Below are 24,414 nucleotides of genomic sequence, written 5' to 3'. Positions count from 1 at the left end.
CGCGACGGCACATTTTAACAAAGCCATTGTGATTCAAACCCTTTTCCGGCGAATATGAAAAACCGGGCGCTGACAGAAATATTCTGAAATAATTCGCTTGACAGCGACTTCTCCCCGATCGGGCCAGTCCGGTGTGGACAAGCTGTGGATCACCATCTGTAAGCGTTTGAAAAATATAAGCTATTTTTGACAGCCAAGAATCATTAGGCCGGCGCTTTTCAAGCGCGCCGATCAACAGCAGGCATGCATATGCCGGCAAACTATTCCCTATTGTGAAATCCGCATAAGACGCCGTTTCCGGACATTCTTTTTAAGTGCTTGCCGGCAAACGAAAAAACCCGGCACAAACGGCCGGGTTCGAAGAACGTCAGTCTAGGCAAGTAATGTCAGGCCGACAGTACCTTGACCCGCTGAGCCAGTCGCGACACCTTGCGGGACGCCGTGTTCTTGTGAATCACGCCCTTGGTTGCGGCGCGCATCAATTCCGGTTCCGCGATCTTGAAGGCAGCCTGTGCGGCAGCCTTGTCACCGGAGGCAAGCGCCTCTTCGACCTGGCGGATATAGGTGCGGACGCGCGAGCGACGGTTCTTGTTGATCGCTGCGCGGCGGACGATCTTGCGCGTTGCCTTTTTGGCCGAGGATGTATTGGCCATGATGCCTCTCTTCTGATCTGGTCGGCGCATGCGGGATGCCGCAGGGCGCAAAAAACAAACGGGCTGCCACGGGGCCGCCTCGGTTGGTGCGGCTTATAGTTCAGCTTTTCCGGCGCGTCAACGCTGCCTGACCTTCTTTTTGGCGGCCAACAGCCATCTTCTTCGAAGCCAAGGGATTGGCGTCAGCGGTTGGTGAAATTCGGCTTCCGCTTCTCGGCAAAGGCCGCCATGCCTTCCTTCTGATCGTCCAGTGCAAACAGCGAGTGAAACAGCCGGCGCTCGAACCGCAATCCCTCGGCAAGCGTCGTCTCGAAGGCGCGGTTGACAGCTTCCTTTGCCATCATCACCGATGGCAGCGAGAAAGCGGCGATCTTGGCCGCGGCCTTCAGCGCCTCCTCGACAAGTTCGCCGGCAGGCACGACCCGCGACACCAGGCCAGAACGCTCGGCCTCGGCGGCATCCATCATCCGCCCGGTCAGGCACATGTCCATCGCCTTCGACTTGCCGACAAAGCGGGTCAGCCTTTGTGACCCGCCCATGCCTGGAATGACGCCGAGCGTGATCTCGGGCTGGCCGAACTTGGCCGTGTCGGCGGCGATGATGAAATCGCACATCATCGCCAGCTCGCAACCGCCGCCGAGTGCATAGCCCGCCACCGCCGCGATAATAGGCTTTCGCGCCCGCGTCAGTTCCTCCCAGCCGACGAAGAAGTCTTGGGCGTAGGCGTCCGCATAGGAGATGGACTGCATCTCCTTGATATCGGCGCCCGCCGCGAAAGCCTTTTCGGAACCGGTGATGACCATGGCGCCGATACCGGGATCGGCGCTGAACCCGTTCACGGCTGCCACCACCTCGGTCAGGATCTGGGAGTTCAGCGCGTTGAGCGCCTGCGGCCTGTTCAGCGTGATCAGCCCGACCTTGCCGTGCGTCTCGGTGATGATCGTCTCATAGGTCATGGCTGCTTCTCCTTGCTTACGCTCGTCTAGAGCGGTTCATCGTTTCACGGAAACGCAGAACCGCTCCATCTCCTTGTCTTGACGCAATTTCGGACGGAAAACCGCCCTCGCTTTTGCTGGAATTGCTCTGACTCATCGCTGACATGTCCGGCAATAAAAGGTCGATCGGCCGCTCTGCACGATACGCTCGATGTGGCCGCCGCAACTGGGCTTGGAGCAGGCCTCGCCTTCGCGGTCGTAGACGGCGAAGGCGTGTTGGAAATAGCCCAGCGACCCATCGGTCTGCATATAGTCCCGCAGTGAGGAACCGCCGGCTGCGATCGCATCCGATATCACCGAACGAATGGCTTGCGCGAGGTGTTCGCTTTGGGCCTGGGCTTTCTTTCCGGGCCTGGCGATCGTGCCCGCCTCGCGCAGCGGCGACAGGCCCGCACGCCACAACGCCTCCGACACATAGATATTGCCGAGCCCGGCGATCAGCCTCTGGTCGAGAAGCGCTGCCTTCAGCGGTGATCTCCGCCCCTTCATCAATGAGGAAAGCAGCGCACCGTCCAATGTGTTGCCCGTAGGCTCGACGCCAAGTCCAGCCAGCATCGGATGAACGTCCGGCAGTCCTTCCGCAAACAACATGAAGCCGAAGCGGCGCGGATCATTGAAGATCACGCGCGATCGGGTACCGGCCGGAGACACGACATGGAAGACGACGTGGTCGTGATTGGAGCTCTTCGAGCGGTCGTGCCGGAAGATGCCGGGCATGTCGCTGCCATCGGCCGTCTCGATGCGGAATGAGCCCGACATGCCGAGATGGCAGATCAGCGCGGGGCCGCCTTCCAGGTCCATCGTCAGATACTTGGCCCGGCGGCCGAGTGCCGTGATCGTCTTGCCGGCCAGTCGCTGCGCGAATTTCTCGGGAAATGGAAAGCGCAGATCCGGTCGGCGTGCCTCGACGCGGGCGATGGTGGCGCCTTCCAGAACCGGCTGAAGTCCGCGCCGGACGGTTTCGACCTCCGGTAACTCAGGCATGACCGCCGATCGCCGCATAGAAAGAAGTGCCGTAGCGTCCGGGCGCCAGCCCGAGATGCTCGGCCACGGTTTCGCCGATGTCGGCGAATGTCGTTCTCAGTCCGATGTCGCCGCCCTTGAGACCCGGTCCAGTGCCGATCACCGGAACCCGCTCGCGCGTGTGATCGGTCCCGGCCCAGGTAGGGTCGTTGCCGTGGTCGGCCGTCAGGATGAGAAGATCGCCCTGCCGCAGCCTCGCAAATGCCTCCGGCAGCCGCAGGTCGAAGGCCTCGAGCGCTGCAGCATAGCCCGCGACATCGCGGCGGTGACCGAATTCGGTGTCGAAGTCGACGAAATTGGCGAAGACGAGGTCACCGTCGCCGGCATCATCCATCGCACCCAGCGCTTCGTCGAACATCGCCATGTTGCCTGCCGCCTTGCGCACTTGCGAAATTCCGCGATGGGCGAAGATGTCGCCGATCTTGCCGACGGCGATGACACGGCTGCCACGCGCCGTCAGCCGGTCGAGCAGGGTCGGTTCCGGCGGGGGCACGGCGTAGTCATGACGGTTGTATGTCCGCTCGAAAGTGGCGGTGGTTTCGCCGACGAACGGCCGCGCGATCACCCGTCCGATCCTGAGCGGGTCAACCAGCCTGCGCACCACCTGGCAGAATTCATAAAGCCGATCGAGGCCGAAATGGACTTCATGCGCTGCGATTTGCAGGACCGAGTCGACCGACGTGTAGCAGATCGGCTTGCCGGTCCGGATGTGTTCCTCGCCGAAGCGCTCGATGATTTCGGTGCCCGGCGCATGGCAATTGCCGAGAATGCCCGGCACCTTGCCTTCGCGGATCATCGCCTCGGTCAGTTCGGCCGGAAAGGCGGGAACCGTATCCGAGAAATAGCCCCAGTCGAGGCGCACCGGCAGGCCGGCGATCTCCCAATGGCCCGACGGCGTGTCCTTGCCGCTCGAAACCTCCTGTGCGGCGCCGTGAAAGGCAGTTGGGAGCAGATCCGTCCCGCTGCTGGCAAAGCCCAGCCCCGTTGCGGTTTCGGCAGCCTTGCCAAGCCCGAGCGAGGCCATCTGGGGGACAAACAGCGGTCCACTGCGAAGCCCTTCGCGATCCGCGCGGCCCTCTGCACAGGCTTCTGCGATGTGCGCGAATGTGTTGGCGCCGGCGTCGCCGTAGCGGTCGGCGTCGGCCGCTCCACCGATGCCGAAGGAGTCCAGAACGAAGAGGAAAGCGCGTGCCATCGAGTTGTTGCCAGTTTGACCGACCAGACATAGGGTTCCGCGACTTCATTGGCAATTCGGAAACCAAACGGCAACGGCTTGGCGTGATAGTCTGGTGCATGTCGCCCAAAAGTGCGCAGCGGTTTTGGGATAACGACATGCACAAACAGAGATGCATGTCGCCCAACGGTGCGCAGCGGTTTTGGGCTGCGACATGCACAAATGCTCCGGGCATGGGCATGAATCGAGGACAACAGACCGTGGTTCCTGTCATGAGGGTTGCGCTGAAGACTTATGCCGCTCTCATGCTGGCGCAGGTCGCGCTCTGGTCAAATCCGGCGCATGCCGACTGGCGCGACGATATCGGCACGTTTCGCATCGGCATCGTTGCCGAGCCAGGCGCCGGCAACTCCGTTCCGGGGCTGGCACTGTTGACCGACGCCTACACCAAGGCCTTGGGCATGAAGGTCGAGTTTGTCGTTGCCCGCAACTATGCCGCGCTGATCGAGGCGCAGGCCAATGCCCGCATCGAATATGCGATCTATTCGGCCACCGCATATGCGACGGCCTCGCAGCGCTGCTTATGTATCGAACCGCTTGTGGCTCCGGTCGATTCAGACGGCGCGATCGGCATCCGCTCGGTTCTGCTGACGCGGGACGGCAAGCTGCCCGACCTTGCGGCGATGGACAGCCATCGTATCGCCATGGCGCCTCCTGACAGCGTCGGCGGTTCTCTCTTGCCATTGGCGGCGTTGCCGGCGGAAGGCCGCAAGATCGCGGAAGATGCACCGTTTCTGGTCCATGCCGATTCGGCCGCGGCGGCCGAGACGATGCTGGTCGACGGCAAGGCCGATGGCCTGTTCGGCTGGGTGACGGCCGCTGCCGACGGCCCGCGAGAACCGTCGGGCACGCAGGCCAGGTTGGAGGCGGCAGGGCTCTCGGTGACGGCGCTTCGGATCGTATGGACGTCGGGCCTGTTGAGATACGGCCCGCATGCGGTCCGCAGCGATCTCGACCCCGAAGCCAAGCGCCGGCTTGCCGTGTTCCTCACCAACCTCAAGTCGACGACGCCCGATATCTACGATCTCCTGGAATCGAAACATTCCGGCGGCTTCGCTCGTGTGGCGCCAAAGGACTACGAGATGGCCGCTGCTATCGTGCGCTTCGTTTCGGACCGTGGGCCGCAGCAGTAGCTGGAGCGGCCTGCGCACGCCTGGCTGCCTCTGTTCAACAGTCGCTGCAAGGGATCGTCACGCTTCTGCGGGGGCGCAGAAAATAGGTTTCGCCCATGGTTATGTTGCTGAAAGCCGAGGTCAGCCCAAGCTTCTGTTGACTGCTCGCGCTCCACGCGATGACCGGCGTATAGCCGAGGTTGCTTTCGACGCGGATGAGAAAAGTGTTGGCGACTCTGAGCGACGCCGGGATCGTTGTCTCGGTGGTGGCGGCGGCGCCAGGGCTGGCGACGCCGGCTACCAATTTGCGTGACCACACCACCAGTCCCCTCGTCGCATCGGCCGAGACCTGGATTGCCGTGACGGTGATGGTCGGATTTGAGCGGTTGTAGGGCTGAAGGGTGACGCTGCCGATCTGCATGATGGCGTCGACATCTGCCTTGAGGACGCTTGTCTGCTGGGTGACGAGATCGGCCACCATGCTGCCGATACGGCTGACCTTCTTGCTGGTCTCGATGGCTTGCGACGCTTCCATTGTGAGGAAATACATGATCAGCAGAATTGGCATGATCAACGCGAATTCGACCGCCGCGATGCCACGACGATCGGACCAGAACAGACTTGTTTTCCGCCAAACTCCCGTAATCATAAGATGTGCCCCCGCACGCATCATGCCCATTGCCCTTTTCTTATACTGCTCGTGCATTCCGCTCAGTTGTCGAACGGTTCGTTCTGCCAGGTCACCGATGCGAAGTGCAGCGTCTTGTTGCCGCCCATCGATTTGGCCAGCAGGTCGGTCATGATCGGCCATTTGTAAAAGACCCGCAGCATGTTCCTCGACTCCGCCGCACCCGCTGTCACTGAAAACGACTGGGTTGCGGTGCCTTTCGTCAATACGACATCGCCGTTCTGGATCTTGAAGCCGGCCGTGGCCGCATCGGCGAACGATGTATATTGGCGAAGATCCACCAGCAGTTGATTGGGACAATCCTGGGAAACGATGATCTGCAGTTTTGTGCAGATCATGTCCCGCAAGTTGGTTCCGGCGACGTCAACCGCCCTCAACTGGCCGGTGCGAAGCTTGCGCGCGACATCGTCGGTGATGTTGGCCATCACTTCCTGCGCGGCAAACGAGATGCAGCTTTCCAGAATGGCGAAGACAAGCAGCGCGAAGGGGACTGAAAGGATCGCGAATTCGATTGCCGTGGCGCCGCGCCGGTCACGAAGAAAGCGGGCGAAAAACCTTGGGCATCTCACTTTGTGGTCGCCTGCGCGGCCGTATCCCTTGCTCATGTCCGATCCTGCCGATCTCTATGCGGTCTCGGAAGGACCATTAACGCAAACCGATTGAGGTCCGGTTTGGATGATCGTTAAAGTCGGCGCAGGCCTCTTAACCGGCCAATAACCGCACCGGCAGCCGGTCACGCCACCTATCGGCTGACGCTCATCTCCGCCTCGGAAGACTTCTCCGCTTCGCTCTTGTAGGAGCTTTCGCAATAGGGCGTGCAGGACATCGTCTGGATTTCGGCACGCCGATAGATGCGCACCGACGAAGCGGCCTGCCGCACGACGGTTACCTGCTCATCGACGATGGGACTGCCGTCGGTATCGAGCACGACCAGATTGGTGACGCCGAAACCTTTGCCGGTGAGCACGATCGTCGAAGCGTCCTGCACGGAAGCGTCGGCGATTGCCGGGTTGCCGACCACGATGGTGTCTGCGGGACGCGACAGTTTGACGATCTTGGCCTGGTTCATCGTGACCTCGATGCCGGCGCCGGCCATGGCGGGCGCGACGAAGCTCGAGACGGCAAGAAGCGCGGCAATCAGGATTGACGATCTCGGCTGGGCCATTGAGGCGCTCCACGCAGGCGGACTGATCAACGGAACATGAACGAGATTGGTGAACCAACGGTTAAGCCTGCGATGTTGCCAATCCTGCAATGGCCGATAAGGGCGCCCCGCGAGGCGCGGTCCAGTCGGGGCGCAAGCCTGCCAAACCTGGGACTGGAAGGCGCGGCGGTACTTTAGCCCGAAGTTAACCACGCAATATGTTCGAACCGGGAAAGGAATCGGTAAGGCTGTTTCTTAAGCCGATCGAAAGAGCTTCTCCCTAGATTGGCAGCATCCGATCAACCATCACAGAAGTTGACGGAAGTGCTGTAACACGTGGAGTAGGAGCTCTCGAATGTCTAATCTCATCGCACGTTTTGTGAAGGACGAATCCGGCGCGACCGCTATCGAATATGGTCTGATCGCCGCTCTCATCGCGCTCGCCATCATCACTGGCGCCGGCACGCTCGGCAATGCGCTGAATGCCAAGTTCACCAACATTGGCAGCACCCTGAACGGCACGCCGAGCGGCAGCTGATCGGCTTATCGCCGAGCACTTGCATTACATTTCTGGAAAAGGGCCGCCGCGTGGCGGCCCTTTTTCTATGCCGCTGCCAATATAGGTCGTCTTTTCGTTCTTGGCCTCATCAATCGTTAATCGAACATACTTAGATTGAGCCCGTGAAATCGGACAATAGGCATGGCGCCGATGCTTGAAGCCCTGATCTTCGTCGTCTTTCCGTTCTGCATGCTGTTTGCCGCGATCTCCGACATGCTGTCGATGACGATCGCCAACCGCGTGCCGGTGCTGCTCGTCGTCGTTTTCGCGCTGGTCGCGCCCCTTACAGGCATGGACTGGGCGGCCTATGGCGGACATTTCGCCGCCGGCGCCCTGGTCCTGGCCGTGACGTTCGGCCTGTTTGCAATAGGCGGCATGGGCGGCGGCGACGCCAAGCTTCTGGCCGCAACCGCGATGTGGATGGGCCTCAATGTCAATCTCGTGGAGTATCTTGTCGCCTCGACAATCATCGGCGGCCTGCTGACGCTCGCGATCATCCTCTACCGGAAGTCGATGCTTGCGGCCGTTACCGGCCAAAATCCGTTTCTGCGCCATTTCGCCGACGAGGCAAAAGGCGTTCCCTATGGCGTCGCGCTCGGCCTTGGCGGGTTGCTGACCTATCCGGACTCGCCTTTGATGATATGGGCGCTGGCCAGGCTGGCGGCCTGACCACGATATTATTTTATTGTCTGTCAGCATTGCCGAGACCCCGTTCTCAACGGGGTCGGCCCGGCTGTTTTGGCCGGTCCGGCTATAGTCCGGCTAATTTATGTAAACGTTAAATTAATCACGATCGTAAGCATTACATTAACCTTGTTTTGACGATTGCCGCTGCAAAGTCCGGCTTGGCTACGTGGTTTGCCAGGGCAAGGGTTCGGACAGATGCCAGCATCGCGATTGATAATTCTGAGCGTGGCGGTGGCCGCGGCGGGTGGCGCTGGCTATGTCGCGAAGAACATGGTGGCACCGCCGCCCCAGGTCGTCGTCGATTCCGCTCCCCAGGCCCCGGCAGTGGCACTCCAGGATGTGCTTGTGCTTTCAGGCGACGTTCCGATGGGCAGCCCGATCCAAAACAACATCGCCTGGCAATCCTGGCCCGCCGACGGCGTCAACGCGAATTTCATCACCCGCACCGCCGAGCCCGAGGCGCTGGACAAGCTGAAGGGTTCCATTGCCCGTGTGGCGATGTATGCCGGAGAGCCGCTGCGGCGTTCCAAGCTGATCGGGGAGGGGCAGAGCTTCATGTCGTCGATCCTGCCTTCCGGCATGCGGGCGGTCGCCACGGCCATCTCGGCCGACACGTCGGCCGGCGGCTTCATTCTTCCCAACGATTTCGTCGACGTCATCATGACCCGCAGGGCCGATGCCGCCAGCGGTGCCGCCGGCTTCAACACCGAAACCATCCTCAAGAACATCCGCGTCCTGGCCATCGACCAGACCATTCAGGAGGACGAGGAAGGCAAGAAGACCAGGGTGGGCCAGACCGCCACGCTGGAACTGACGCCCAAGCAGGCGGAGATTATCACCGTCGCCCAGCAGATGGCGGATCGCCTGACCTTGGCGCTGCGGGCGGTCGCGGACACGCAGGAAAAGAATGTGGGTGAGGCCGACTATCTCGTTTCCGGCAATGGCCGCAGGGGAACGGTGAGGCTGATCAAGTCGGGCGAAGTTTCCGAAGTGGGAGCAAGGAAATGAAGCTAGGTGGCAAACTGCCGGCAATCGTAGCCGCGGCATTCGGCCTGCTGCTCGTCGGAACGAATGTGCAAGGCAGCGTCGTCGAGGCAAAGAACGCGCAGGTCACGGCATCGACGGCCACCCAGCGCGTCAAGCTCGGCCTCAACAAGTCGGTGGTCATCGACCTGCCGAGCGATGCCTATGACATTCTCGTCGCCAACCCGGCGGTTGCCGATGCGGTGACCCGCACCGCAAGGCGCATCTATCTGTTCGGCAAGGCGGTCGGCGAGACGAACATCTTTGTCTTCGGCCCCAATGGCGAGCAGATCGTCAGTCTGGACCTGGCCGTCGAGCGCGACGTTGCCGGCCTTGAGGATTATATCAGGCGCTTCCTGCCGACGTCGGCCATCAAGGTGGAACTGCTGAACGACAACGTCGTCCTGACCGGAACGGTCGACACGCCGCTGGACGCAAAACGCGCGGTCGACCTGGCGACGATCTTCGTTTCCGGTGGTGAAGCGACGACCGGACAATATTCGCAGACCGCTGCCGGCGGTTCGGCCCAGAGCGGTGTCGACATCAACAATCCGGACCAGGAGCGCCGCACCAGCAAGATCGTCAACCTTTTGCAGATCATTGGCGACGACCAGGTCACGCTGAAGGTCACGGTCGCCGAAGTCAGCCGCTCGGTGATGAAGCAGCTCGGCGTCAACATGGTCGGCAGCGGGGGCAGCAACGGCATTAGCTACGGCGCGGTCAGCGACAATTTCATGGGTCTCGGCAAGCAGCTATCGAACTCGGGCCTCCAGGTCGGCGCGTCGGGGCTGCAGGCCTATGTCAACGCCATGGAGCAGTCCGGAGTCATGAAGACTTTGGCGGAGCCGACCTTGACCGCCGTATCCGGCGAGAAGGCGACCTTCAAGGTCGGTGGTGAATACAACATGGTCACAAATGTCGACCAGAAGGTATCCGACGACAACCGGACTGGGTTGAAGACCTACAGTGTCGAAAAGATCGAGTACGGCATCGGCCTGGAATTCCAGCCGGTGGTGTTGTCTCCCGGCCGCATAAGCCTGAAAGTCCGAACCTCGGTTTCCGAGCCGACAACCGAGGGATCCGTGTCGTTGTCCGAAGGCGTGACGAGTTCCGGCATGAACGCCCTTTCGCTGCGTAAGCGTCTTGCCGATACGACCGTTGAACTGCCCTCGGGCGGCTCCATGATGATCGCCGGCCTGGTTCGCGACGATGTCAGGCAAGCCGTCAACGGACTGCCCGGACTGACAAAGATTCCAGTGCTTGGCGCGCTCTTCCGCAGCAGGGATTTCGTCCGCAACGAGACCGAGCTCGTCGTCATCATAACCCCCTATCTGGTGAAGCCGGTGGCACGCAACGACCTTGCCAAGCCGGACGACAATTTCAACGCCGCCAGCGATGGCGCCGCCATGTTCCTTGGCCGCGTCAATCGTGTCTACGGCACCATGCAGACCGACAAGCCCAACGGCCGCTACCACGGCGTCGTCGGCTTCATCTACAAGTGAGCGGAGAAGCGGACATGTCTCAGTCAGCATTGAAGGCAAGCACCATCGCCGCAACGATGCGCTTTGGCCGCTCGCGGGTCTGCCGGCGGTCCGTTCCGGTTCTGGCGATTGCGATGGCGGCACTGCTGGCCGGCTGCGCCCAGCGCGACAGCATCACGGTCGGCTCCATCCCGGACGATTATCGCACCAACCATCCGATCGTGATCGCCGAGAAGAACCAGAAGATAGATCTGCCGGTGGGCGCCGGTGACCGTGGCATGACGGGCTCCCAGCGTGACACGCTTTCGGGCTTCCTCGACGGCTACGACAGGAGCGCCGCCCCGACGCTGACGATTGCAATCCCGGCAGGCTCGGCCAACGAGGTCGCGGCGGCCGCTGCCGGGCGTGATTTCGCCCGGCTGGCGGTTGCCAGCGGCATCAAGCGCAACCGGATCGTCATGACCTCCTATCAGTCCGCTTCCGCCGAAGCCTCGGCCCCCATTCGCGTTGCCTATATCTCGGTGAAAGCCCAGACCGATAAATGCGGGCGCTGGCCCGAAGATCTCGTGGAGACATCGGAAAACAAGCACTATGCCGATTTCGGCTGCTCCTATCAGAACAATCTTGCTGCCCAGATGGCCAATCCGGCCGATCTGCTTGGACCACGCAAGCAGGCGCCTATCGACGCCGAGCAGCGTGGAAAAGTCATCGACGGGTACCGAAATCAACCGTTCTTTGATTGGCAAGCAGAAGGCGAAGTTAGCTACTAAAGCGCAGTTCCGGAGCACATGGACATGAACAATCTGGCCTATGACACTCCTGTGGACGGCAGCGATACCTCGCAGCAGGACATCGCCGCGATGCAGGCGTTGCGGCCGATCCCGCGCATCTCGATCCAGGCATTCTGCGAGACCGAGGGTGTTGCCAACCCGGTCGAGCGCGCCGGCGAGGACCGTCGCATGACGAAGGCGCATCTCAAGGTCCATATGGGCGGTGTTCCCACTGCCATCGAATTCTACCAATCGGCGCCGACGCCCAATCTGATCCTGCTGGAATCGCGCAGCGAGCCCAAGCAATTGCTGGAACAACTCGCCCAGCTTTCGGAATATTGCGATCCGACGTCGAAGGTGGTGGTGATCGGCCACTACAATGATGTCGGCCTCTACCGGGAACTCATCCGCAACGGCATTTCCGAATATGTGATCGCTCCGGTCTCGATGGCCGACATCGTCAGCGTGGTGTCGTCGATTTTCATCGATCCGGAAGCCGAGCCGCTCGGCCGCTCGATCGCCTTCGTCGGCGCCAAGGGCGGTGTCGGCTCCTCGACGATCGCCCACAATGTGGCTTGGGCGATGTCCTCCCTGTTCAAATCCGAAGTGGTCGTCGCTGATCTCGATCTGGCTTTCGGCACCGCCAACATCAATTTCGACCAGGATCCGGCGCAAGGCATTGCCGAGGCGGTGTTTTCACCGGAACGCATCGATGAAGTCTATCTCGACCGGCTGCTGACCCAGTGCGCCGAGCATCTGTCGCTGCTGGCGGCGCCTTCGACGCTCGAACGGGTCTATGATTTCGATCCAGAGGCCTTCGTTCAGCTCATCGACACCGCCCAGCGCAGCGTGCCGCTTCTGGTGCTCGACGTCCCCCATGCCTGGACGGGCTGGACCAAGAACACCTTGGTCAAGGCCGACGAGATCGTCATCACCGCGACACCGGAACTTGCCAATCTGCGCAACACCAAGAACCTCATCGACATGCTCAAGCGGCTTCGTCCCAATGATCCGCCGCCCAAGCTGATCATCAACCAGGCCGGCGTCCCGAAACGCCCGGAGATTTCGCCGGCCGATTTCGCCGAGCCGCTCGGTCTGTCGCCAATGTCGGTCATTGCTTTTGATCCCTTGCTGTTCGGCAATGCTGCCAACAACGGACGCATGCTTGGCGAAATGGATGCCAAGAATCCGATCGTCGCAATGATCAACGAAATGGCGCATGTGCTGACCGGGCGCAGCGAAATCAAGATCAGGAAGAAGGCCGGGCTCGGCAGCCTGCTCGGCAAGCTCTCGCGCAACAAGAAGTGACGCTTCAGCAGTGGAATCGGTAGTCGATCATGTTTGGTAAAAGAGGCAGCGACGACGGCAACCGGTTCACGCCGGAATTTCGCCAGCCAGCACCGGCGCCTGTTGCGCCGCCGGCTGCAGGTTCCGTGGACACGGCGGTTCTGACACGGCCCTCGGCGCCAAGCGCGCCTGTCGCGCCGCCGGCGCGCCGTGCGGTCGAGGCACCGCCATTGGCGCCTGAGCCGAAGCGGGCACAGCGCGAAAAAAGCGAAACCTATTACGATACCAAGAGCCAGGTCTTCTCCGCACTCATCGACACCATAGATCTGTCGCAGCTTTCCAAGCTTGATCCTGAAAGTGCGCGCGAGGAAATCCGCGATATCGTCAACGACATCATCGCGATCAAGAACTTCGCAATGACGATCGCCGAGCAGGAAGAGCTGCTCGAGGACATCTGCAACGACGTGCTCGGCTATGGGCCGCTCGAGCCGCTGCTCGCCCGCGACGACATCGCCGACATCATGGTCAACGGCTCCAGGAACGTCTACATCGAGGTCAACGGCAAGGTCGAACAGACCGGCATCCGCTTTCGTGACAACCAGCAGCTCCTCAACATCTGCCAGCGCATCGTCAGCCAGGTTGGCCGCCGCGTCGACGAATCCAGCCCGATCTGCGACGCGCGCCTCCCCGATGGCTCGCGCGTCAACGTCATCGCGCCGCCGCTCTCCATCGACGGCGCCACGCTCACCATCCGCAAATTCAAGAAGGACAAGCTGACGCTCGACCAACTGGTCAAGTTCGGCGCCATCTCGCCGCAGGGCGCCGAAGTTCTCAAGATCATCAGCCGTGTTCGCTGCAACATCGTGATCTCGGGCGGTACCGGTTCGGGCAAGACCACGCTGCTCAATTGCCTGACCAACTATATCGACCGCGAGGAGCGCGTCATCACCTGCGAAGACTCGGCCGAGCTGCAATTGCAACAGCCGCATGTGGTGCGCCTCGAAACCCGCCCGCCCAATCTGGAGGGCGAGGGTGAGGTGACGATGCGCGACCTGGTCAAGAACTGCCTGCGCATGCGGCCCGAGCGCATCATCGTCGGCGAAGTGCGCGGACCCGAAGTGTTCGATCTTCTGCAGGCGATGAACACCGGCCATGACGGCTCGATGGGCACGATCCACTCGAACAGCCCGCGCGAATGCCTGAACCGCATCGAATCCATGATTGCCATGGGCGGTTATTCGCTGCCGCAAAAGACAGTGCGCGAAATCGTCGTCGGTTCCATCGACGTGATCATCCAGGCAGCGCGCCTGCGCGACGGATCGCGCCGCATCACCCACATCACCGAGGTGATCGGGATGGAAGGCGACGTTATCATCACGCAGGACATCGTCCTCTACAACATCAAGGGCGAGGACGCCAACGGCCGGCTGTTGGGTGAGCACGTATCGACCGGCATCGGCCGTCCGCATTTCTGGGAGCGTGCACGCTATTACGGCGAGGAGCAGCGTCTCGCCATTGCGCTCGAGGCGATGGAGAAACGCGCTGACTGACGTCTGCTGGGGTGTAAGGGTTCGGGCCAATGTTTGGAATTGACGGCACAGTACTGGCGTTTGTCGTGCTCGCCGGCTTCAGCGCCGGCGCCGTCGCTTATGCATTTCTGTTCACCCGGATCAGCAACGAGAAACAGGTCGGCAAGCGGCTCGAAACAATCAGGACCGCCGAGACGGATCGCTCCGTCGTCAAGGCCTCGCGCGACCGCGTGGCGGAAGCCGCCAAGCGGCGCAAATCGGTTCAGGATTCTCTCAACGAACTCGACGCCAAGCAGAAAACCAAGGACAGCCGCGTCAAGAAGCCGCCGCTGAAAGCCCAGCTTCGTCAGGCCGGCCTCAAGACCACCATCGAGCGTTTCTATATATATTCCGCAATATGCGGCATCGTTTTGACGATGGCCGCTTTCGTGGCCGGAGCCCCGCTGATCGCCTTGCCGGGCGTGCTGCTGGCCGGGGGGCTGGGCCTGCCGCGCTGGTTCGTCACGTTTCGCCGCGCCCGCCGGGTCAAGGCATTCCTCAACGAATTTCCAAACGCGCTCGACATCATCGTGCGCGCGGTCAAATCGGGCCTGCCGCTGAACGATGCCGTGCGCCTGATCGCCAACGAATCGCCCGAACCCGTAAAGACCGAGTTTCGCCGCATCGTCGATTCACAGCAGATGGGCCTCTCTATCCCCGACGCGACCTTGCGCATGCCCGAAACCATGCCTTGCACCGAGGCAAGCTTCTTCGGCATCGTTATCCAGATTCAATCGCAAGCCGGCGGCAATCTCTCCGAGGCGCTGGGCAATCTTTCGCGCGTGCTTCGCGATCGCAAGAAGATGAAAGCCAAGGTCGCGGCGCTGTCGATGGAAGCGAAGGCATCCGCCGCGATCATCGGTGCGCTGCCCTTCATCGTCGCCTTTCTCGTCTACCTGTCGAGCCCGGCCTACCTGATGCCGCTGTTCAACACCAGCGTCGGAAACCTGATCCTTGGTTGCTCTGCGGTCTGGATGTCGATCGGCATCCTGGTGATGCGCAAGATGATGAACTTCGAAGTCTAGGATGCTGGCATGACCGAGCAAGTCATCAAGACCCTGACGGATCCGAGCTTCCTGATCGCGATGCTGGTCGCGATAGCGGTGTTTGCGACCGTCTTCACCTTGCTGCCGGCGTTTGGCGGAAACCAGCTCAAGTCACGCATGAAATCCGTTGCGCTGGAGCGCGACGAACTGCGTGCGCAACAGCGCGCCCGGCTTGCGGTCGAGGCCGACCGCCGTCGCAAGGGCTTGCGTGAGGAACAGTCGATCGGCATGCGCAACATCGTCGACCGGCTGGATCTGAGACGCGCGCTCGCCGATGAAGGCACCTTGCAGAAACTCAAGGTGGCCGGTTTTCGTGGACAGAATCCGCTGACGCGGTTTCTTTTCTTTCGTCTCGTGCTTCCTTTTGTCGGTTTCGCGCTGGCCGCAATCTACATTTTCGTGCTCGGAGGACTGCCCGACAAGCCATTGGTCATCAGGCTGTTCGTCTGCATCCTCGTTGCTTACGGCGGCTTCTACGCGCCGGTCATCTACGTCAACAACCGCGCCACCAAGCGCAAGCAGTCGATCCAGATGGCATGGCCGGATGGGCTCGATCTGATGCTGATCTGCGTCGAATCGGGCATGTCGGTGGAAGCAGCATTGCGCAAGGTCGCCGACGAGATCGGCGCGCAATCGGTGGCGCTGGCGGAAGAGTTCATCCTCACCAATGCCGAACTTTCCTATCTGCCGGAGCGCAAGCAGGCCTACGAGAACCTGGCAAGCCGCACCGGCCTGGATTCGGTCAAGTCGGTGTCGCAGGCGCTCGTCCAGGCCGAGCGTTACGGCACGCCGGTGGCGCATGCACTGCGCGTGCTTGCCGCCGAAAGCCGCGACATGCGCATGAATGCGGCCGAGAAGAAGGCGGCCGCCCTGCCGCCAAAACTTACCGTGCCGATGATCCTGTTTTTCCTGCCGGTGCTTTTCGCCATCATCCTGGGTCCCGCCGGCATTCAGGTCAGCCAACGCGGTATCTTCGGCGATCATGCGGCGCCGGCAACAAACGCCCAGTAGCGGCAAGGCAAATTCCTGCAGTACACTTCAAACGAAGAGGCCGCGCTGCATGCAGCGCGGCCTCTTCGTTGGGGCATCGGATTGTGGTCTCAGTTGGTTGCGGATTTCGGCTTGTCCTGGTCCTTGAGCTGGCTCCAGGCGTTCTGTTGGGCCAGCATCTGCCTGAGATAGGCGACATTTGCCTGCGCCTGTTCGGGCGACAGTTCCTGTGAGGCGATCTTCTCGGCCTCGTCGAACCGGCCTTGCAGGCCGACGACCAGCGCCAGGTTCTGGCGGACCCGGCTGTCCGCATTCGGCTGTTGCGCGGCCGAGCGCATATAGGTTTCGGCGGTGCGCAGATCACCTTCCAGCACATACGACATGCCAAGATTGGAGAGCACGGAAGGCTCGTTCGGCTTGAGGTCGAGCGCCTTGCGGTAAAGCTGGCGCGCATCGTCCTTCTGGCCGGTCTGGTCGAGAATGGCCGCTTCCGCCGACACCAGCCTCCAGTCGGGATATTCCGGTGTCTGAGCGCGGCGCACGGCGTCGAGCGCCGCCTCGAACTGGCCATTGGCGGCCAGCGCCTTGCCATAGGAGGCAAGCACGTCACGATCCTTGGGCAAAGCGATGGCGAGTTTGCGCATCACGGCCAGCGACTGGTCGGCGTCGCCATCCATCTGCAACGCCGCCGCATAGTTCGTCGCTATCCGCTTGTCGTTGGGGTTCTTCGCGTAGGATTGGCCAAGTGCGCCGGTGGCATTGTGCAGTTCGCCGGCCGACATGCTTTCAAGCGGTTTGCCGCTGGTGCGTGCGATAGAGCCGGTGGAGAGCTTGTCGGTTCCGCAACCGGCGACGCCCGCCGTCAGCGCCAGCACAAGAGCCATGGTGATGAGCCGTTTTCCCCTGATATTGATCCTGCGGTTGGTCGGCATGGCACCCTAAGCCTCCATTCATGCGCGGCCATTGCGTGGCCGTCTTCCCTCTCGCAGAAATATTCTGTTAACCCTAACGGACGGTTAAGAACGGCGACTCACACGGAGAACATCGCATGCCTGTCGAACTCGTCGGGAAGACATTGCCGGGCGCGTTGCCGGTCCATCTGGTCGCCAGGGACGGTCTGGACGCGGCCGGTCTTGCGCCGGCCGCCATCGCCTGGGCCAGGGTCAACGGCTTTTCCGGCGAGGCAGGCAGGACACTGGTCGTGCCCGGCGAAAACGGGGCGCTCGGCGGCGCCTTGTTCGGTATCGGCGATGGCGAAGGCGCGCTTGCCCTCGGCGCATTGTCGAAAGCCTTGCCGGAAGGCGACTGGCATTTCGCCTTGGCGCCAGCCGAGGCCGAACTCGCGGCGATCGCGCTGCTGCTCGGCGGTTATGTCTTCACCCGCTACGGCAAGAAGCCAGGCAGGGCGCTGCGCTTCGGCCTGCCGGCCGACGTCGATGCCGGGCGCGTTCGCCGCATTGTCGATGGCGTCTTCCTGACACGCGATCTGGTCAACACGCCGACCAGCGATATGGGTCCGGAAGATTTGGAGCAGGCGGTGCGGACCCTGGCCGCCAGGCACAAGGCCGAAGTCTCGGTGATCAAGGGTGACGATCTCCTCGACCGGAACTTCCCGATGATCCATGCGGTCGGCCGTGCGTCGACCAGCGCACCGCGCTTGCTCGACATGCGATGGGGGCAGCAAGACGCACCGAAGGTGACGCTGGTCGGCAAGGGCGTCTGCTTCGACACGGGCGGCCTCGACATCAAGCCATCGTCCGGCATGTTGCTGATGAAGAAGGACATGGGCGGTGCCGCCAATGTCCTTGGCCTCGCCTCGATGATCATGGCTGCCGGGCTGAATGTGCGGCTGCGCGTGCTCATTCCCGCGGTGGAAAATTCGATTGCCGGCAACGCCTTCCGGCCTGGCGACGTGCTGGTGAGCCGCAAGGGCATCACTGTCGAGATCGGCAACACGGATGCCGAGGGACGGCTGGTGCTGGCCGACGCGCTGGCGCTGGCCGACGAGGAGGAGCCGCAGCTTCTGGTCGACATGGCGACGCTGACCGGGGCTGCCCGTGTCGCGCTCGGCCCCGATCTGCCACCGTTCTACACCGGCGACGAAACGCTGGCATCCGATCTGGCGGAGGCTTCCGTCGCGACGGAGGATCCGCTGTGGCGCATGCCGCTGTGGCGGCCCTACGATGCAAAACTGTCGTCGAAGATCGCCGACATCAACAATGTCACCACGGACGGTTTCGCCGGCTCGATCACAGCGGCGTTGTTCCTGAAGCGCTTTGTCGAAAAAACCGCGGGCTGGGCGCATTTCGACATCTTCGCCTGGAACCCGGCTGACCGTCCGCATGGCCCCGCCGGCGGCGAGGCACAGGGCATCCGCGCGCTGGAGCGGATCATCGCGAAACGCTATGGCTGACAGTCGCAGGCGAAAGACGGCAATCGCTTTGACTGAAACGGAACCGAAACAATTTGCCGTCATGCTGGCGCGATGTCGATTGCGATGCGCCCGAGCCAGGCCTTGCGACTGTGGCAGCAGGTGATGCTGTCGCAGGTGCGCGACGACGCGCCCGATCTGACCATGCGCCAGACGGCGATCCTGTTCACCATCTATCTCGATCCGCCGCCGCACACCGTGCGCGGGCTCGCCGCCCGGCTCAATGTGACCAAGCCGGTGATCACCCGCGCCCTTGACACGATGGGCGCTTTGAAACTCGTCTCGCGCCATCGCGACGAGCTCGACAAGCGCAATGTTCTGATCAGGCGCACGGTCGAGGGCGCGCTCTTTGTCGAGCGCTTCGGCGATGGTATCATCGCCAAGGCGCTCGAACTGCCTATGTGAGCGACCTTTTCAACAGAGTGCTCGATTTGACTGCCAGGGATGCCCGCCTTCACGCTTTTCGCTCCGACCTTGCCGATGCACGGCTGAAGGGTGAGGTCGCCGCTGACCGCTTCGTCGCCGGCCGGCCGGCGCGGGTCATCGCGTCAGTGGCCGATATGCGCAAGGCGCCGCGGCCGGATGCCGGCGTCAACACGCAAGCGCTGTTCGGCGACGATGTCCTGGTCTTCGATGTCGCTGAAGGCTGGGCCTGGGTCCAGGCCGAACGCGACGGCTATGTCGGCTACGTCGCTGACACGATGCTGGGCAAACGGGACCATACGCCGACGCACATCGTCTGCGTGCCGCGCACCTTCCTCTACCCCGGGCCGGATCTGCGCTTTCCGATCGCCGGACAATTGTCGATGGGATCGACGGTGACAGTGACGGAGGCGGCCGAGGCGCGCGGTACGCACTATGCGGTCCTGCCGTCCGGCGAGGCGCTGATCGCAGGTCACCTGCGGCCGCTCAGTGAAGCTGTGTCCGACTATGTCGCGGTTGCCGAGGCGTTTCTAGGAACACCCTATCTCTGGGGCGGTACTTCCGGTTTCGGCATCGACTGTTCGGGGCTGGTGCAACTGGCGATGCGTATGGCCGGCAGAGACGTGCTGCGCGATTCCGACATGCAGGCGGTGACACTTGGCGAGACGCTGGAACCGGGACCTGATTTCTCCGGCTTGCGACGCGGCGATCTGGTGTTCTGGAAGGGCCATGTCGCCGTCATGACCGATGCCGACACGATGATCCACGCCAACGGCCACACCATGCTGGTGTCGCGCGAAGGCCTGAAGGATGCGGTTGACCGCATCGGTTATCTCTATGGTGGCCCGACAGGGTTCAGGAGGCCGTAGTGCTGTTTCTTCCTTCTCCCCTTGTGGGAGAAGGTGTCGCCGAAGGCGACGGATGAGGGGTGTTCCAGGGAACGCCAACGTCTCACTCCGCTGGAACACCCCTCATCCGTCTCGGCGCTCCGCGCCGATCCACCTTCTCCCACAAGGGGAGAAGGGAAGGGGGTCACGATCACCTTTTGTTCCGATTTTCCTTGGCGTTCGCGCGCCGTCGCGCTACCTCTGGCGGGTGACAGTTGAGCCGCGCCTTGCCGAACAGAATGCCGCCGTGGCCCTGCCCGAACCATTCCTCAGATGGTTTGGCGAGAAAGGCTGGTCGCCGCGCGCCCATCAGATCGAACTTCTGGCGAAGGCCCAGGCCGGTCAGTCGGTCCTGCTGATCGCGCCGACCGGCGCCGGCAAGACGCTGGCCGGCTTCCTGCCTTCGCTGACCGAACTGGCCAATCGGCCAAAGAGAAAGCCGGGCCAGGCGCAGCGCGGTATCCACACGCTCTACATCTCGCCGTTGAAGGCGCTTGCCGTCGATATCGAGCGCAATCTCGGCAAGCCGGTGGAAGAGATCGGGCTGCCCGTCACCATCGAGACGCGCACCGGCGACACGCCGGCGCACAAGCGCCAGCGCCAGAAACTGGTGCCGCCCGATATCCTGCTGACCACACCCGAACAACTGGCGCTGCTGATCGCGGCCGGCGATGCCAGACGCTTCTTCGAAGATCTGCGCTACGTCGTGCTCGACGAGCTGCATTCGCTGGTGACATCGAAACGCGGGCATCTGCTGGCGCTCGGCCTGGCACGGTTGCGCAGCTTTGTCCCTGGTCTGCAAACCATCGGGCTATCGGCGACGGTGGCCGAACCGGACGAGTTGCGGCGCTGGCTGGTCAGCCAGAATCCACCCAATGGTTCGACAGGCCATGACATGGCCGAACTGATCGTCGTCACCGGGGGTGCGAAACCGGAGATTTCCATCCTCGACTCCGAAGAGCGCGTGCCATGGGCAGGACATTCTGCGCGCTACGCCACGCCGGAAATCTATCGCGAAATCAAGCACCACAAGACGACCCTGCTGTTCGTCAACACGCGCAGCCAGGCGGAGCTGCTTTTCCAGGAATTGTGGCGGGTCAACGAGGACACCCTGCCGATCGCGCTGCATCACGGCTCGCTCGACGTCGCCCAGCGCCGGCGCGTCGAGAAGGCGATGGGCGAAAACGCGCTGCGCGCCATCGTCGCCACCTCGACGCTCGATCTCGGCATCGACTGGGGCGATGTCGATCTGGTCGTGCATGTCGGCGCGCCAAAGGGGGCGAGCCGGCTGGCACAGCGCATCGGCCGTGCCAACCACCGCATGGACGAGCCGTCCAAGGCGATCCTCATCCCCGCCAACCGCTTTGAGGTGCTGGAATGCCGGGCCGCCCTCGACGCCAACTATCTAGGCGCGCAGGACACGCCTCCGTTGATCAATGGCGGGCTCGATGTGCTGGCCCAGCATGTGCTCGGCTGCGCCTGCGGCGCGCCGTTCCGTGCCGATGACCTGTACGAGGAGGTGCGAACGGCAGCACCCTATGTCAGCCTCGACCGGCCGACATTCGACCGCGTCATCGATTTCGTTGCCACCGGCGGCTATGCGCTCAAGAATTACGAACGCTACGCCCGCATCCGTTTGAACAAGGATGGGTTGTGGCGGGTGTCCAATCCGCGCGTCGCCCAGCAATACAGGCTGAATGTCGGCACCATCATCGAGGTGCCGGCGCTGAATGTTCGATATGTGCAGGCCGGCAGCAAAGGCACGGCTTCGCGTGGCGGCCGGGTCCTCGGCAAGATCGAAGAGGCCTTCCTCGAAACGTTGACGCATGGCGACACGTTCATGTTCGCCGGCAAGGTGCTGCGCTTCGAGGGCATCCGCGAGAATGAATGCTTCGTGTCGAACGCGCCGGGCAGCGATGCCAAGGTGCCCTATTATGGAGGCGGCAAGTTTCCGCTTTCGACCTATCTCGCCGAACAGGTCCGCATCATGCTCGATGACCCGCAGCGATGGAAAAAGCTGCCCGAGCAGGTCGCCGACTGGCTGCGCTTCCAGGCCGACAAATCGGTGCTGCCCAAGCGCGACGACCTGCTGATCGAGACCTTTCCACGCGGCAATCGCCACTATCTGGTGGCTTACCCGTTCGAGGGCAGGCTGGCGCACCAGACGCTCGGCATGCTGCTCACCCGCCGCCTCGACAGGGCAGGAGCCAGGCCGCTCGGCTTCGTCGCCACCGATTATGCGCTGGCTATATGGTCACTGGGCGACATGGGCGCGATGTTCAAAGCCAGGAAGCCTTCGCTGAGCGCACTTTTCGACCAGGACATGCTGGGCGACGACCTCGAAGCCTGGCTGGCCGACAGCTGGCTTCTCAAGCGCACCTTCCGCAACTGCGCGCTGATTTCCGGATTGATCGAGAAACGCCACCCTGGCCAGGAGAAGAGCGGCCGCCAGGTCACGGTCTCGACCGACCTGATCTATGATGTGCTGCGCAGCCATGAACCGGACCACATCCTGCTGCAGGCCACACGCGCCGATGCGGCGACCGGCCTGCTCGATGTCAGCAGACTTGCCGACATGCTCTCGCGCATCCAGGGTCGAATCGTGCATAAGGCTCTCGAACAGATATCGCCGCTCGCCGTGCCGATCATGCTCGAGATCGGCAAGATGCCGGTGAACGGCGAAGCCGATGAGACATTGCTGATGGATGCGGCGACGCTGGTCGCAGAGGCCATGGGGCCGGAGATGGTCGAGGAATGAATTTTTCGCTGGCGCGCACATCGCTGATCGCCGAGGCCGACCTTGTCGGCATATCAGGCGAATGCGCCGTCTGCGACCCGCGCGGCGTGCTTTATTTTCCGGATCTGCGGCTTCTGGCCGTGTCCGACCTGCATCTGGAAAAGGGCTCGTCGCTGGCACGCCGCGGCACGCTGATTCCGCCCTACGACACCGGCGCGACCTTGCTGCGGCTTCAGGCCGTCATCGCTGACTACCAGCCGTCGATCGTCATCAGCCTGGGCGACAGCTTTCACGATGGCGGTGGCGCCCAGCGCATGCATGCAAGCTTCCGCGAGCGGCTGGAGGCGTTGATATCAGGCCGGCAATGGTTCTGGGTCGCCGGCAATCATGACCCGGAAGCGCCAGCCGACCTGCCTGGCGAGACGGTGCGTGAACTTGCCATCGGCTCGCTGCTGTTCCGGCATGAGCCGTCGAAGCAGCGTGTCGAAGGCGAAATAGCGGGCCATCTGCATCCCTGCGCCCGCATCGTCCAGCAGGGCCGCTCGGTGCGGCGCCGCTGCTTTGCCGGCGACGGCGGCCGCATGATCATGCCGGCCTTCGGCGCCTATACCGGTTCGCTCAACGTTCTCGACCGCGCCTATGCCGGGCTGTTCCGGCTGGACACCCTGATGGCCTATATGCTGGGCGCCCAACGCATCTTTGCCATTTCCGGCTCGATGCTGCGGCCGGGCTAAACAGCCCTACCTGCCGTAATAAAGCGTAACCGTGTGCTTCGCCTCTGCAAAAAACAGCCAGCGCTCGACCAGCATGCCGGCGAACTGGATTGCAGCAGCGAGTACCGACAGCAACGCTGCCAGCGGCCAGGGCAGGGCGAACACAATGGCGAGCAGCCCCAAGGGCAACGCGAAGGCCAGAAGCTGCGTGATCTGGCGCAGCCGCGCGCCATGCTTGCGCGCGATGCGGAAACCCATTTCCTTGAGCAGGTAATTCTCTTCGGTATGCGGCCATTCCAGCGACCGCACCGTACCTCCCGCCAGCCCGGTCGCGGTGTTGGCGGTGGTCGGGATCTCCAGCCGGTCATTGTAGCGCCAGGTCGCCAGCTTCCAGCCCCAGCCGGTCAAGGTCAGCAGCAGGCAAGCCGCCAGCTGCACCTTCGAACCAAGCGCAAAGCCCTGCAGCAGCGCGTTCAGCAGCACGCTGCCGGTCATTGCCGAGAAGATGAGATAGCCGGGCAGGGTGAAGCGGCTATGCCATTGGGCGATCGGCTTCAGCGACGCATAAATCATGCCGGTGGTGCAGACGGTGATGATTGCGCCGATGGTGGCCAGAGATCCGGCGATGCCGACCCAGCCATCGGTCTTGCCGAAGAATATCCAACCGATGCCGAACAGTCCCGCCGGAATGAAGGTGATGACCGAGGCAACACCTTCGCGCGACAGCCATGAACTGCGCCATTGTGAGAACGCCCGCCAGGCGCGTTCGGGGCGGCCGAGATGACCCGTCGAGGACAACAGGCCGGCTACGATCAGGCCGAGCGCCAGCCCCATGCCGATGAAGCCCAGCCAGAAATCGGGTGGGATGATCTGGAAGCCTCCGAGCGTGCCCAGCAGCGCGAGCAGGCCGTAGCCCGCGCCGGTGGCAGTGGTGAAGAAGACGACGGAGAAGGCTGGATGCAT

24 protein-coding genes are annotated in these 24,414 nt (G+C 62.3%); 15 read left to right on the top strand and 9 right to left on the bottom strand.

Annotated features, from left to right (window positions below; all coding sequences use genetic code 11):
* Nucleotides 1-386: 386 nt before the first annotated feature.
* From rpsT to RPF88_RS18560, 4 genes are all read right to left on the bottom strand, one after another.
* Nucleotides 387-653: a 30S ribosomal protein S20 gene (gene rpsT, locus RPF88_RS18575; protein ID WP_013533694.1), complete on the bottom strand. Its 267-nt coding sequence runs from the start codon at nucleotides 651-653 to the stop codon at nucleotides 387-389.
* 182 nt (nucleotides 654-835) lie between these two features.
* Entirely contained in the window at nucleotides 836-1,609 is a 774-nt protein-coding gene (locus RPF88_RS18570) for an enoyl-CoA hydratase (RefSeq protein ID WP_027161752.1), read from the bottom strand.
* A 132-nt stretch (nucleotides 1,610-1,741) separates the two neighbouring features.
* On the bottom strand, nucleotides 1,742-2,632 hold the full coding sequence (mutM, locus tag RPF88_RS18565) for a bifunctional DNA-formamidopyrimidine glycosylase/DNA-(apurinic or apyrimidinic site) lyase (protein ID WP_127370237.1): 891 nt from the start codon (nucleotides 2,630-2,632) through the stop codon (nucleotides 1,742-1,744).
* Nucleotides 2,625-3,866: a phosphopentomutase gene (locus tag RPF88_RS18560; protein ID WP_337122857.1), complete on the bottom strand. Its 1,242-nt coding sequence runs from the start codon at nucleotides 3,864-3,866 to the stop codon at nucleotides 2,625-2,627. The genes mutM and RPF88_RS18560 overlap by 8 nt, the downstream gene beginning before the upstream one ends.
* Before the next feature lie 251 nt (nucleotides 3,867-4,117).
* On the opposite strand from RPF88_RS18560, the gene RPF88_RS18555 reads away from it, so the two are divergent.
* Nucleotides 4,118-5,038: a phosphate/phosphite/phosphonate ABC transporter substrate-binding protein gene (locus RPF88_RS18555; RefSeq protein ID WP_337123890.1), complete on the top strand. Its 921-nt coding sequence runs from the start codon at nucleotides 4,118-4,120 to the stop codon at nucleotides 5,036-5,038.
* A gap of 34 nt (nucleotides 5,039-5,072) precedes the next feature.
* Here RPF88_RS18555 and RPF88_RS18550 read toward each other — a convergent pair whose 3' ends face one another.
* The 3 genes from RPF88_RS18550 to RPF88_RS18540 form a co-directional block, all read right to left on the bottom strand.
* Nucleotides 5,073-5,690, bottom strand: a complete 618-nt coding sequence (locus RPF88_RS18550; protein WP_337123889.1) for a TadE/TadG family type IV pilus assembly protein — start codon at nucleotides 5,688-5,690, stop codon at nucleotides 5,073-5,075.
* A 38-nt stretch (nucleotides 5,691-5,728) separates the two neighbouring features.
* Entirely contained in the window at nucleotides 5,729-6,310 is a 582-nt protein-coding gene (locus RPF88_RS18545) for a TadE/TadG family type IV pilus assembly protein (RefSeq protein WP_063169998.1), read from the bottom strand.
* Nucleotides 6,311-6,447: 137 nt separating this feature from the next.
* Entirely contained in the window at nucleotides 6,448-6,870 is a 423-nt protein-coding gene (locus RPF88_RS18540; protein WP_013533687.1) for a pilus assembly protein N-terminal domain-containing protein, read from the bottom strand.
* Nucleotides 6,871-7,204: 334 nt separating this feature from the next.
* Here RPF88_RS18540 and RPF88_RS18535 point away from each other — a divergent pair, with 334 nt between their 5' ends.
* From RPF88_RS18535 to RPF88_RS18495, 9 genes are all read left to right on the top strand, one after another.
* Nucleotides 7,205-7,387 carry a Flp family type IVb pilin gene (locus RPF88_RS18535; RefSeq protein WP_063171181.1) on the top strand — a complete coding sequence of 61 codons (183 nt, stop codon included), beginning with the start codon at nucleotides 7,205-7,207 and terminating at the stop codon, nucleotides 7,385-7,387.
* 171 nt (nucleotides 7,388-7,558) lie between these two features.
* Nucleotides 7,559-8,077 carry an A24 family peptidase gene (locus RPF88_RS18530; protein ID WP_013533685.1) on the top strand — a complete coding sequence of 173 codons (519 nt, stop codon included), beginning with the start codon at nucleotides 7,559-7,561 and terminating at the stop codon, nucleotides 8,075-8,077.
* A gap of 213 nt (nucleotides 8,078-8,290) precedes the next feature.
* Nucleotides 8,291-9,103: a Flp pilus assembly protein CpaB gene (cpaB, locus tag RPF88_RS18525; protein ID WP_013533684.1), complete on the top strand. Its 813-nt coding sequence runs from the start codon at nucleotides 8,291-8,293 to the stop codon at nucleotides 9,101-9,103.
* Nucleotides 9,100-10,620 carry a type II and III secretion system protein family protein gene (locus tag RPF88_RS18520; RefSeq protein WP_063171182.1) on the top strand — a complete coding sequence of 507 codons (1,521 nt, stop codon included), beginning with the start codon at nucleotides 9,100-9,102 and terminating at the stop codon, nucleotides 10,618-10,620. Before cpaB ends, RPF88_RS18520 begins: the two co-directional genes overlap by 4 nt.
* Nucleotides 10,621-10,634: 14 nt before the next feature.
* Nucleotides 10,635-11,369 carry a CpaD family pilus assembly protein gene (locus tag RPF88_RS18515; protein WP_063171183.1) on the top strand — a complete coding sequence of 245 codons (735 nt, stop codon included), beginning with the start codon at nucleotides 10,635-10,637 and terminating at the stop codon, nucleotides 11,367-11,369.
* 18 nt (nucleotides 11,370-11,387) lie between these two features.
* Nucleotides 11,388-12,677 carry an AAA family ATPase gene (locus RPF88_RS18510; RefSeq protein ID WP_063171184.1) on the top strand — a complete coding sequence of 430 codons (1,290 nt, stop codon included), beginning with the start codon at nucleotides 11,388-11,390 and terminating at the stop codon, nucleotides 12,675-12,677.
* Between the two features lie 29 nt (nucleotides 12,678-12,706).
* Nucleotides 12,707-14,206 carry a CpaF family protein gene (locus RPF88_RS18505; protein WP_063171185.1) on the top strand — a complete coding sequence of 500 codons (1,500 nt, stop codon included), beginning with the start codon at nucleotides 12,707-12,709 and terminating at the stop codon, nucleotides 14,204-14,206.
* 29 nt (nucleotides 14,207-14,235) lie between these two features.
* Nucleotides 14,236-15,249 carry a type II secretion system F family protein gene (locus tag RPF88_RS18500; RefSeq protein WP_013533679.1) on the top strand — a complete coding sequence of 338 codons (1,014 nt, stop codon included), beginning with the start codon at nucleotides 14,236-14,238 and terminating at the stop codon, nucleotides 15,247-15,249.
* Nucleotides 15,250-15,258: 9 nt separating this feature from the next.
* Entirely contained in the window at nucleotides 15,259-16,281 is a 1,023-nt protein-coding gene (locus RPF88_RS18495; RefSeq protein ID WP_013533678.1) for a type II secretion system F family protein, read from the top strand.
* An 89-nt stretch (nucleotides 16,282-16,370) separates the two neighbouring features.
* Here the strand turns inward: RPF88_RS18495 and RPF88_RS18490 are convergent, their stop codons facing one another.
* Nucleotides 16,371-17,192: a tetratricopeptide repeat protein gene (locus RPF88_RS18490; RefSeq protein ID WP_013533677.1), complete on the bottom strand. Its 822-nt coding sequence runs from the start codon at nucleotides 17,190-17,192 to the stop codon at nucleotides 16,371-16,373.
* 116 nt (nucleotides 17,193-17,308) lie between these two features.
* Between RPF88_RS18490 and RPF88_RS18485 the strand changes: the two genes are divergently transcribed.
* From RPF88_RS18485 to pdeM, 5 genes are all read left to right on the top strand, one after another.
* Nucleotides 17,309-18,673, top strand: a complete 1,365-nt coding sequence (locus RPF88_RS18485) for a leucyl aminopeptidase family protein (protein ID WP_337122856.1) — start codon at nucleotides 17,309-17,311, stop codon at nucleotides 18,671-18,673.
* 72 nt (nucleotides 18,674-18,745) lie between these two features.
* Entirely contained in the window at nucleotides 18,746-19,096 is a 351-nt protein-coding gene (locus RPF88_RS18480; RefSeq protein WP_013533675.1) for a MarR family winged helix-turn-helix transcriptional regulator, read from the top strand.
* A gap of 26 nt (nucleotides 19,097-19,122) precedes the next feature.
* A complete protein-coding gene (locus tag RPF88_RS18475) occupies nucleotides 19,123-19,983 on the top strand; it encodes a C40 family peptidase (RefSeq protein WP_337123888.1) in 861 nt (286 codons plus the stop codon).
* Between the two features lie 226 nt (nucleotides 19,984-20,209).
* Nucleotides 20,210-22,759, top strand: a complete 2,550-nt coding sequence (locus RPF88_RS18470; protein ID WP_337122855.1) for a ligase-associated DNA damage response DEXH box helicase — start codon at nucleotides 20,210-20,212, stop codon at nucleotides 22,757-22,759.
* Nucleotides 22,756-23,472, top strand: a complete 717-nt coding sequence (pdeM, locus tag RPF88_RS18465) for a ligase-associated DNA damage response endonuclease PdeM (RefSeq protein ID WP_337122854.1) — start codon at nucleotides 22,756-22,758, stop codon at nucleotides 23,470-23,472. The genes RPF88_RS18470 and pdeM overlap by 4 nt, the downstream gene beginning before the upstream one ends.
* Before the next feature lie 6 nt (nucleotides 23,473-23,478).
* Here pdeM and RPF88_RS18460 read toward each other — a convergent pair whose 3' ends face one another.
* Nucleotides 23,479-24,414, bottom strand: coding sequence for a dimethyl sulfoxide reductase anchor subunit family protein (locus RPF88_RS18460; protein ID WP_337122853.1), 936 nt, complete (start codon nucleotides 24,412-24,414; stop codon nucleotides 23,479-23,481).

This window comes from Mesorhizobium sp. ISC11 (genome assembly GCF_037162595.1).
In the GTDB taxonomy this organism is placed as follows: Bacteria; Pseudomonadota; Alphaproteobacteria; order Rhizobiales; family Rhizobiaceae; genus Mesorhizobium; species Mesorhizobium ciceri.
The sequence above is the reverse complement of the archived record's forward strand: the minus strand, read 5'-3'. Positions and strand labels throughout refer to the sequence as shown.

What these genes read in the sequence shown, in the direction of transcription:
- RPF88_RS18550 (WP_337123889.1), bottom strand. Translation starts at nt 5,690, where the DNA reads ATGATGCGTGCGGGGGCACATCTTATGATTACGGGAGTTTGGCGGAAA.
- RPF88_RS18530 (WP_013533685.1), top strand. Translation starts at nt 7,559, where the DNA reads ATGCTTGAAGCCCTGATCTTCGTCGTCTTTCCGTTCTGCATGCTGTTT.
- RPF88_RS18540 (WP_013533687.1), bottom strand. Translation starts at nt 6,870, where the DNA reads ATGGCCCAGCCGAGATCGTCAATCCTGATTGCCGCGCTTCTTGCCGTC.
- RPF88_RS18505 (WP_063171185.1), top strand. Translation starts at nt 12,707, where the DNA reads ATGTTTGGTAAAAGAGGCAGCGACGACGGCAACCGGTTCACGCCGGAA.
- RPF88_RS18490 (WP_013533677.1), bottom strand. Translation starts at nt 17,192, where the DNA reads ATGCCGACCAACCGCAGGATCAATATCAGGGGAAAACGGCTCATCACC.
- RPF88_RS18500 (WP_013533679.1), top strand. Translation starts at nt 14,236, where the DNA reads ATGTTTGGAATTGACGGCACAGTACTGGCGTTTGTCGTGCTCGCCGGC.
- mutM (WP_127370237.1), bottom strand. Translation starts at nt 2,632, where the DNA reads ATGCCTGAGTTACCGGAGGTCGAAACCGTCCGGCGCGGACTTCAGCCG.
- RPF88_RS18480 (WP_013533675.1), top strand. Translation starts at nt 18,746, where the DNA reads ATGTCGATTGCGATGCGCCCGAGCCAGGCCTTGCGACTGTGGCAGCAG.
- pdeM (WP_337122854.1), top strand. Translation starts at nt 22,756, where the DNA reads ATGAATTTTTCGCTGGCGCGCACATCGCTGATCGCCGAGGCCGACCTT.
- RPF88_RS18545 (WP_063169998.1), bottom strand. Translation starts at nt 6,310, where the DNA reads ATGAGCAAGGGATACGGCCGCGCAGGCGACCACAAAGTGAGATGCCCA.
- RPF88_RS18560 (WP_337122857.1), bottom strand. Translation starts at nt 3,866, where the DNA reads ATGGCACGCGCTTTCCTCTTCGTTCTGGACTCCTTCGGCATCGGTGGA.
- RPF88_RS18570 (WP_027161752.1), bottom strand. Translation starts at nt 1,609, where the DNA reads ATGACCTATGAGACGATCATCACCGAGACGCACGGCAAGGTCGGGCTG.
- RPF88_RS18460 (WP_337122853.1), bottom strand. Translation starts at nt 24,414, where the DNA reads ATGCATCCAGCCTTCTCCGTCGTCTTCTTCACCACTGCCACCGGCGCG.
- cpaB (WP_013533684.1), top strand. Translation starts at nt 8,291, where the DNA reads ATGCCAGCATCGCGATTGATAATTCTGAGCGTGGCGGTGGCCGCGGCG.
- RPF88_RS18520 (WP_063171182.1), top strand. Translation starts at nt 9,100, where the DNA reads ATGAAGCTAGGTGGCAAACTGCCGGCAATCGTAGCCGCGGCATTCGGC.
- RPF88_RS18535 (WP_063171181.1), top strand. Translation starts at nt 7,205, where the DNA reads ATGTCTAATCTCATCGCACGTTTTGTGAAGGACGAATCCGGCGCGACC.
- RPF88_RS18555 (WP_337123890.1), top strand. Translation starts at nt 4,118, where the DNA reads ATGAGGGTTGCGCTGAAGACTTATGCCGCTCTCATGCTGGCGCAGGTC.
- RPF88_RS18495 (WP_013533678.1), top strand. Translation starts at nt 15,259, where the DNA reads ATGACCGAGCAAGTCATCAAGACCCTGACGGATCCGAGCTTCCTGATC.
- RPF88_RS18515 (WP_063171183.1), top strand. Translation starts at nt 10,635, where the DNA reads ATGTCTCAGTCAGCATTGAAGGCAAGCACCATCGCCGCAACGATGCGC.
- RPF88_RS18485 (WP_337122856.1), top strand. Translation starts at nt 17,309, where the DNA reads ATGCCTGTCGAACTCGTCGGGAAGACATTGCCGGGCGCGTTGCCGGTC.
- rpsT (WP_013533694.1), bottom strand. Translation starts at nt 653, where the DNA reads ATGGCCAATACATCCTCGGCCAAAAAGGCAACGCGCAAGATCGTCCGC.
- RPF88_RS18510 (WP_063171184.1), top strand. Translation starts at nt 11,388, where the DNA reads ATGGACATGAACAATCTGGCCTATGACACTCCTGTGGACGGCAGCGAT.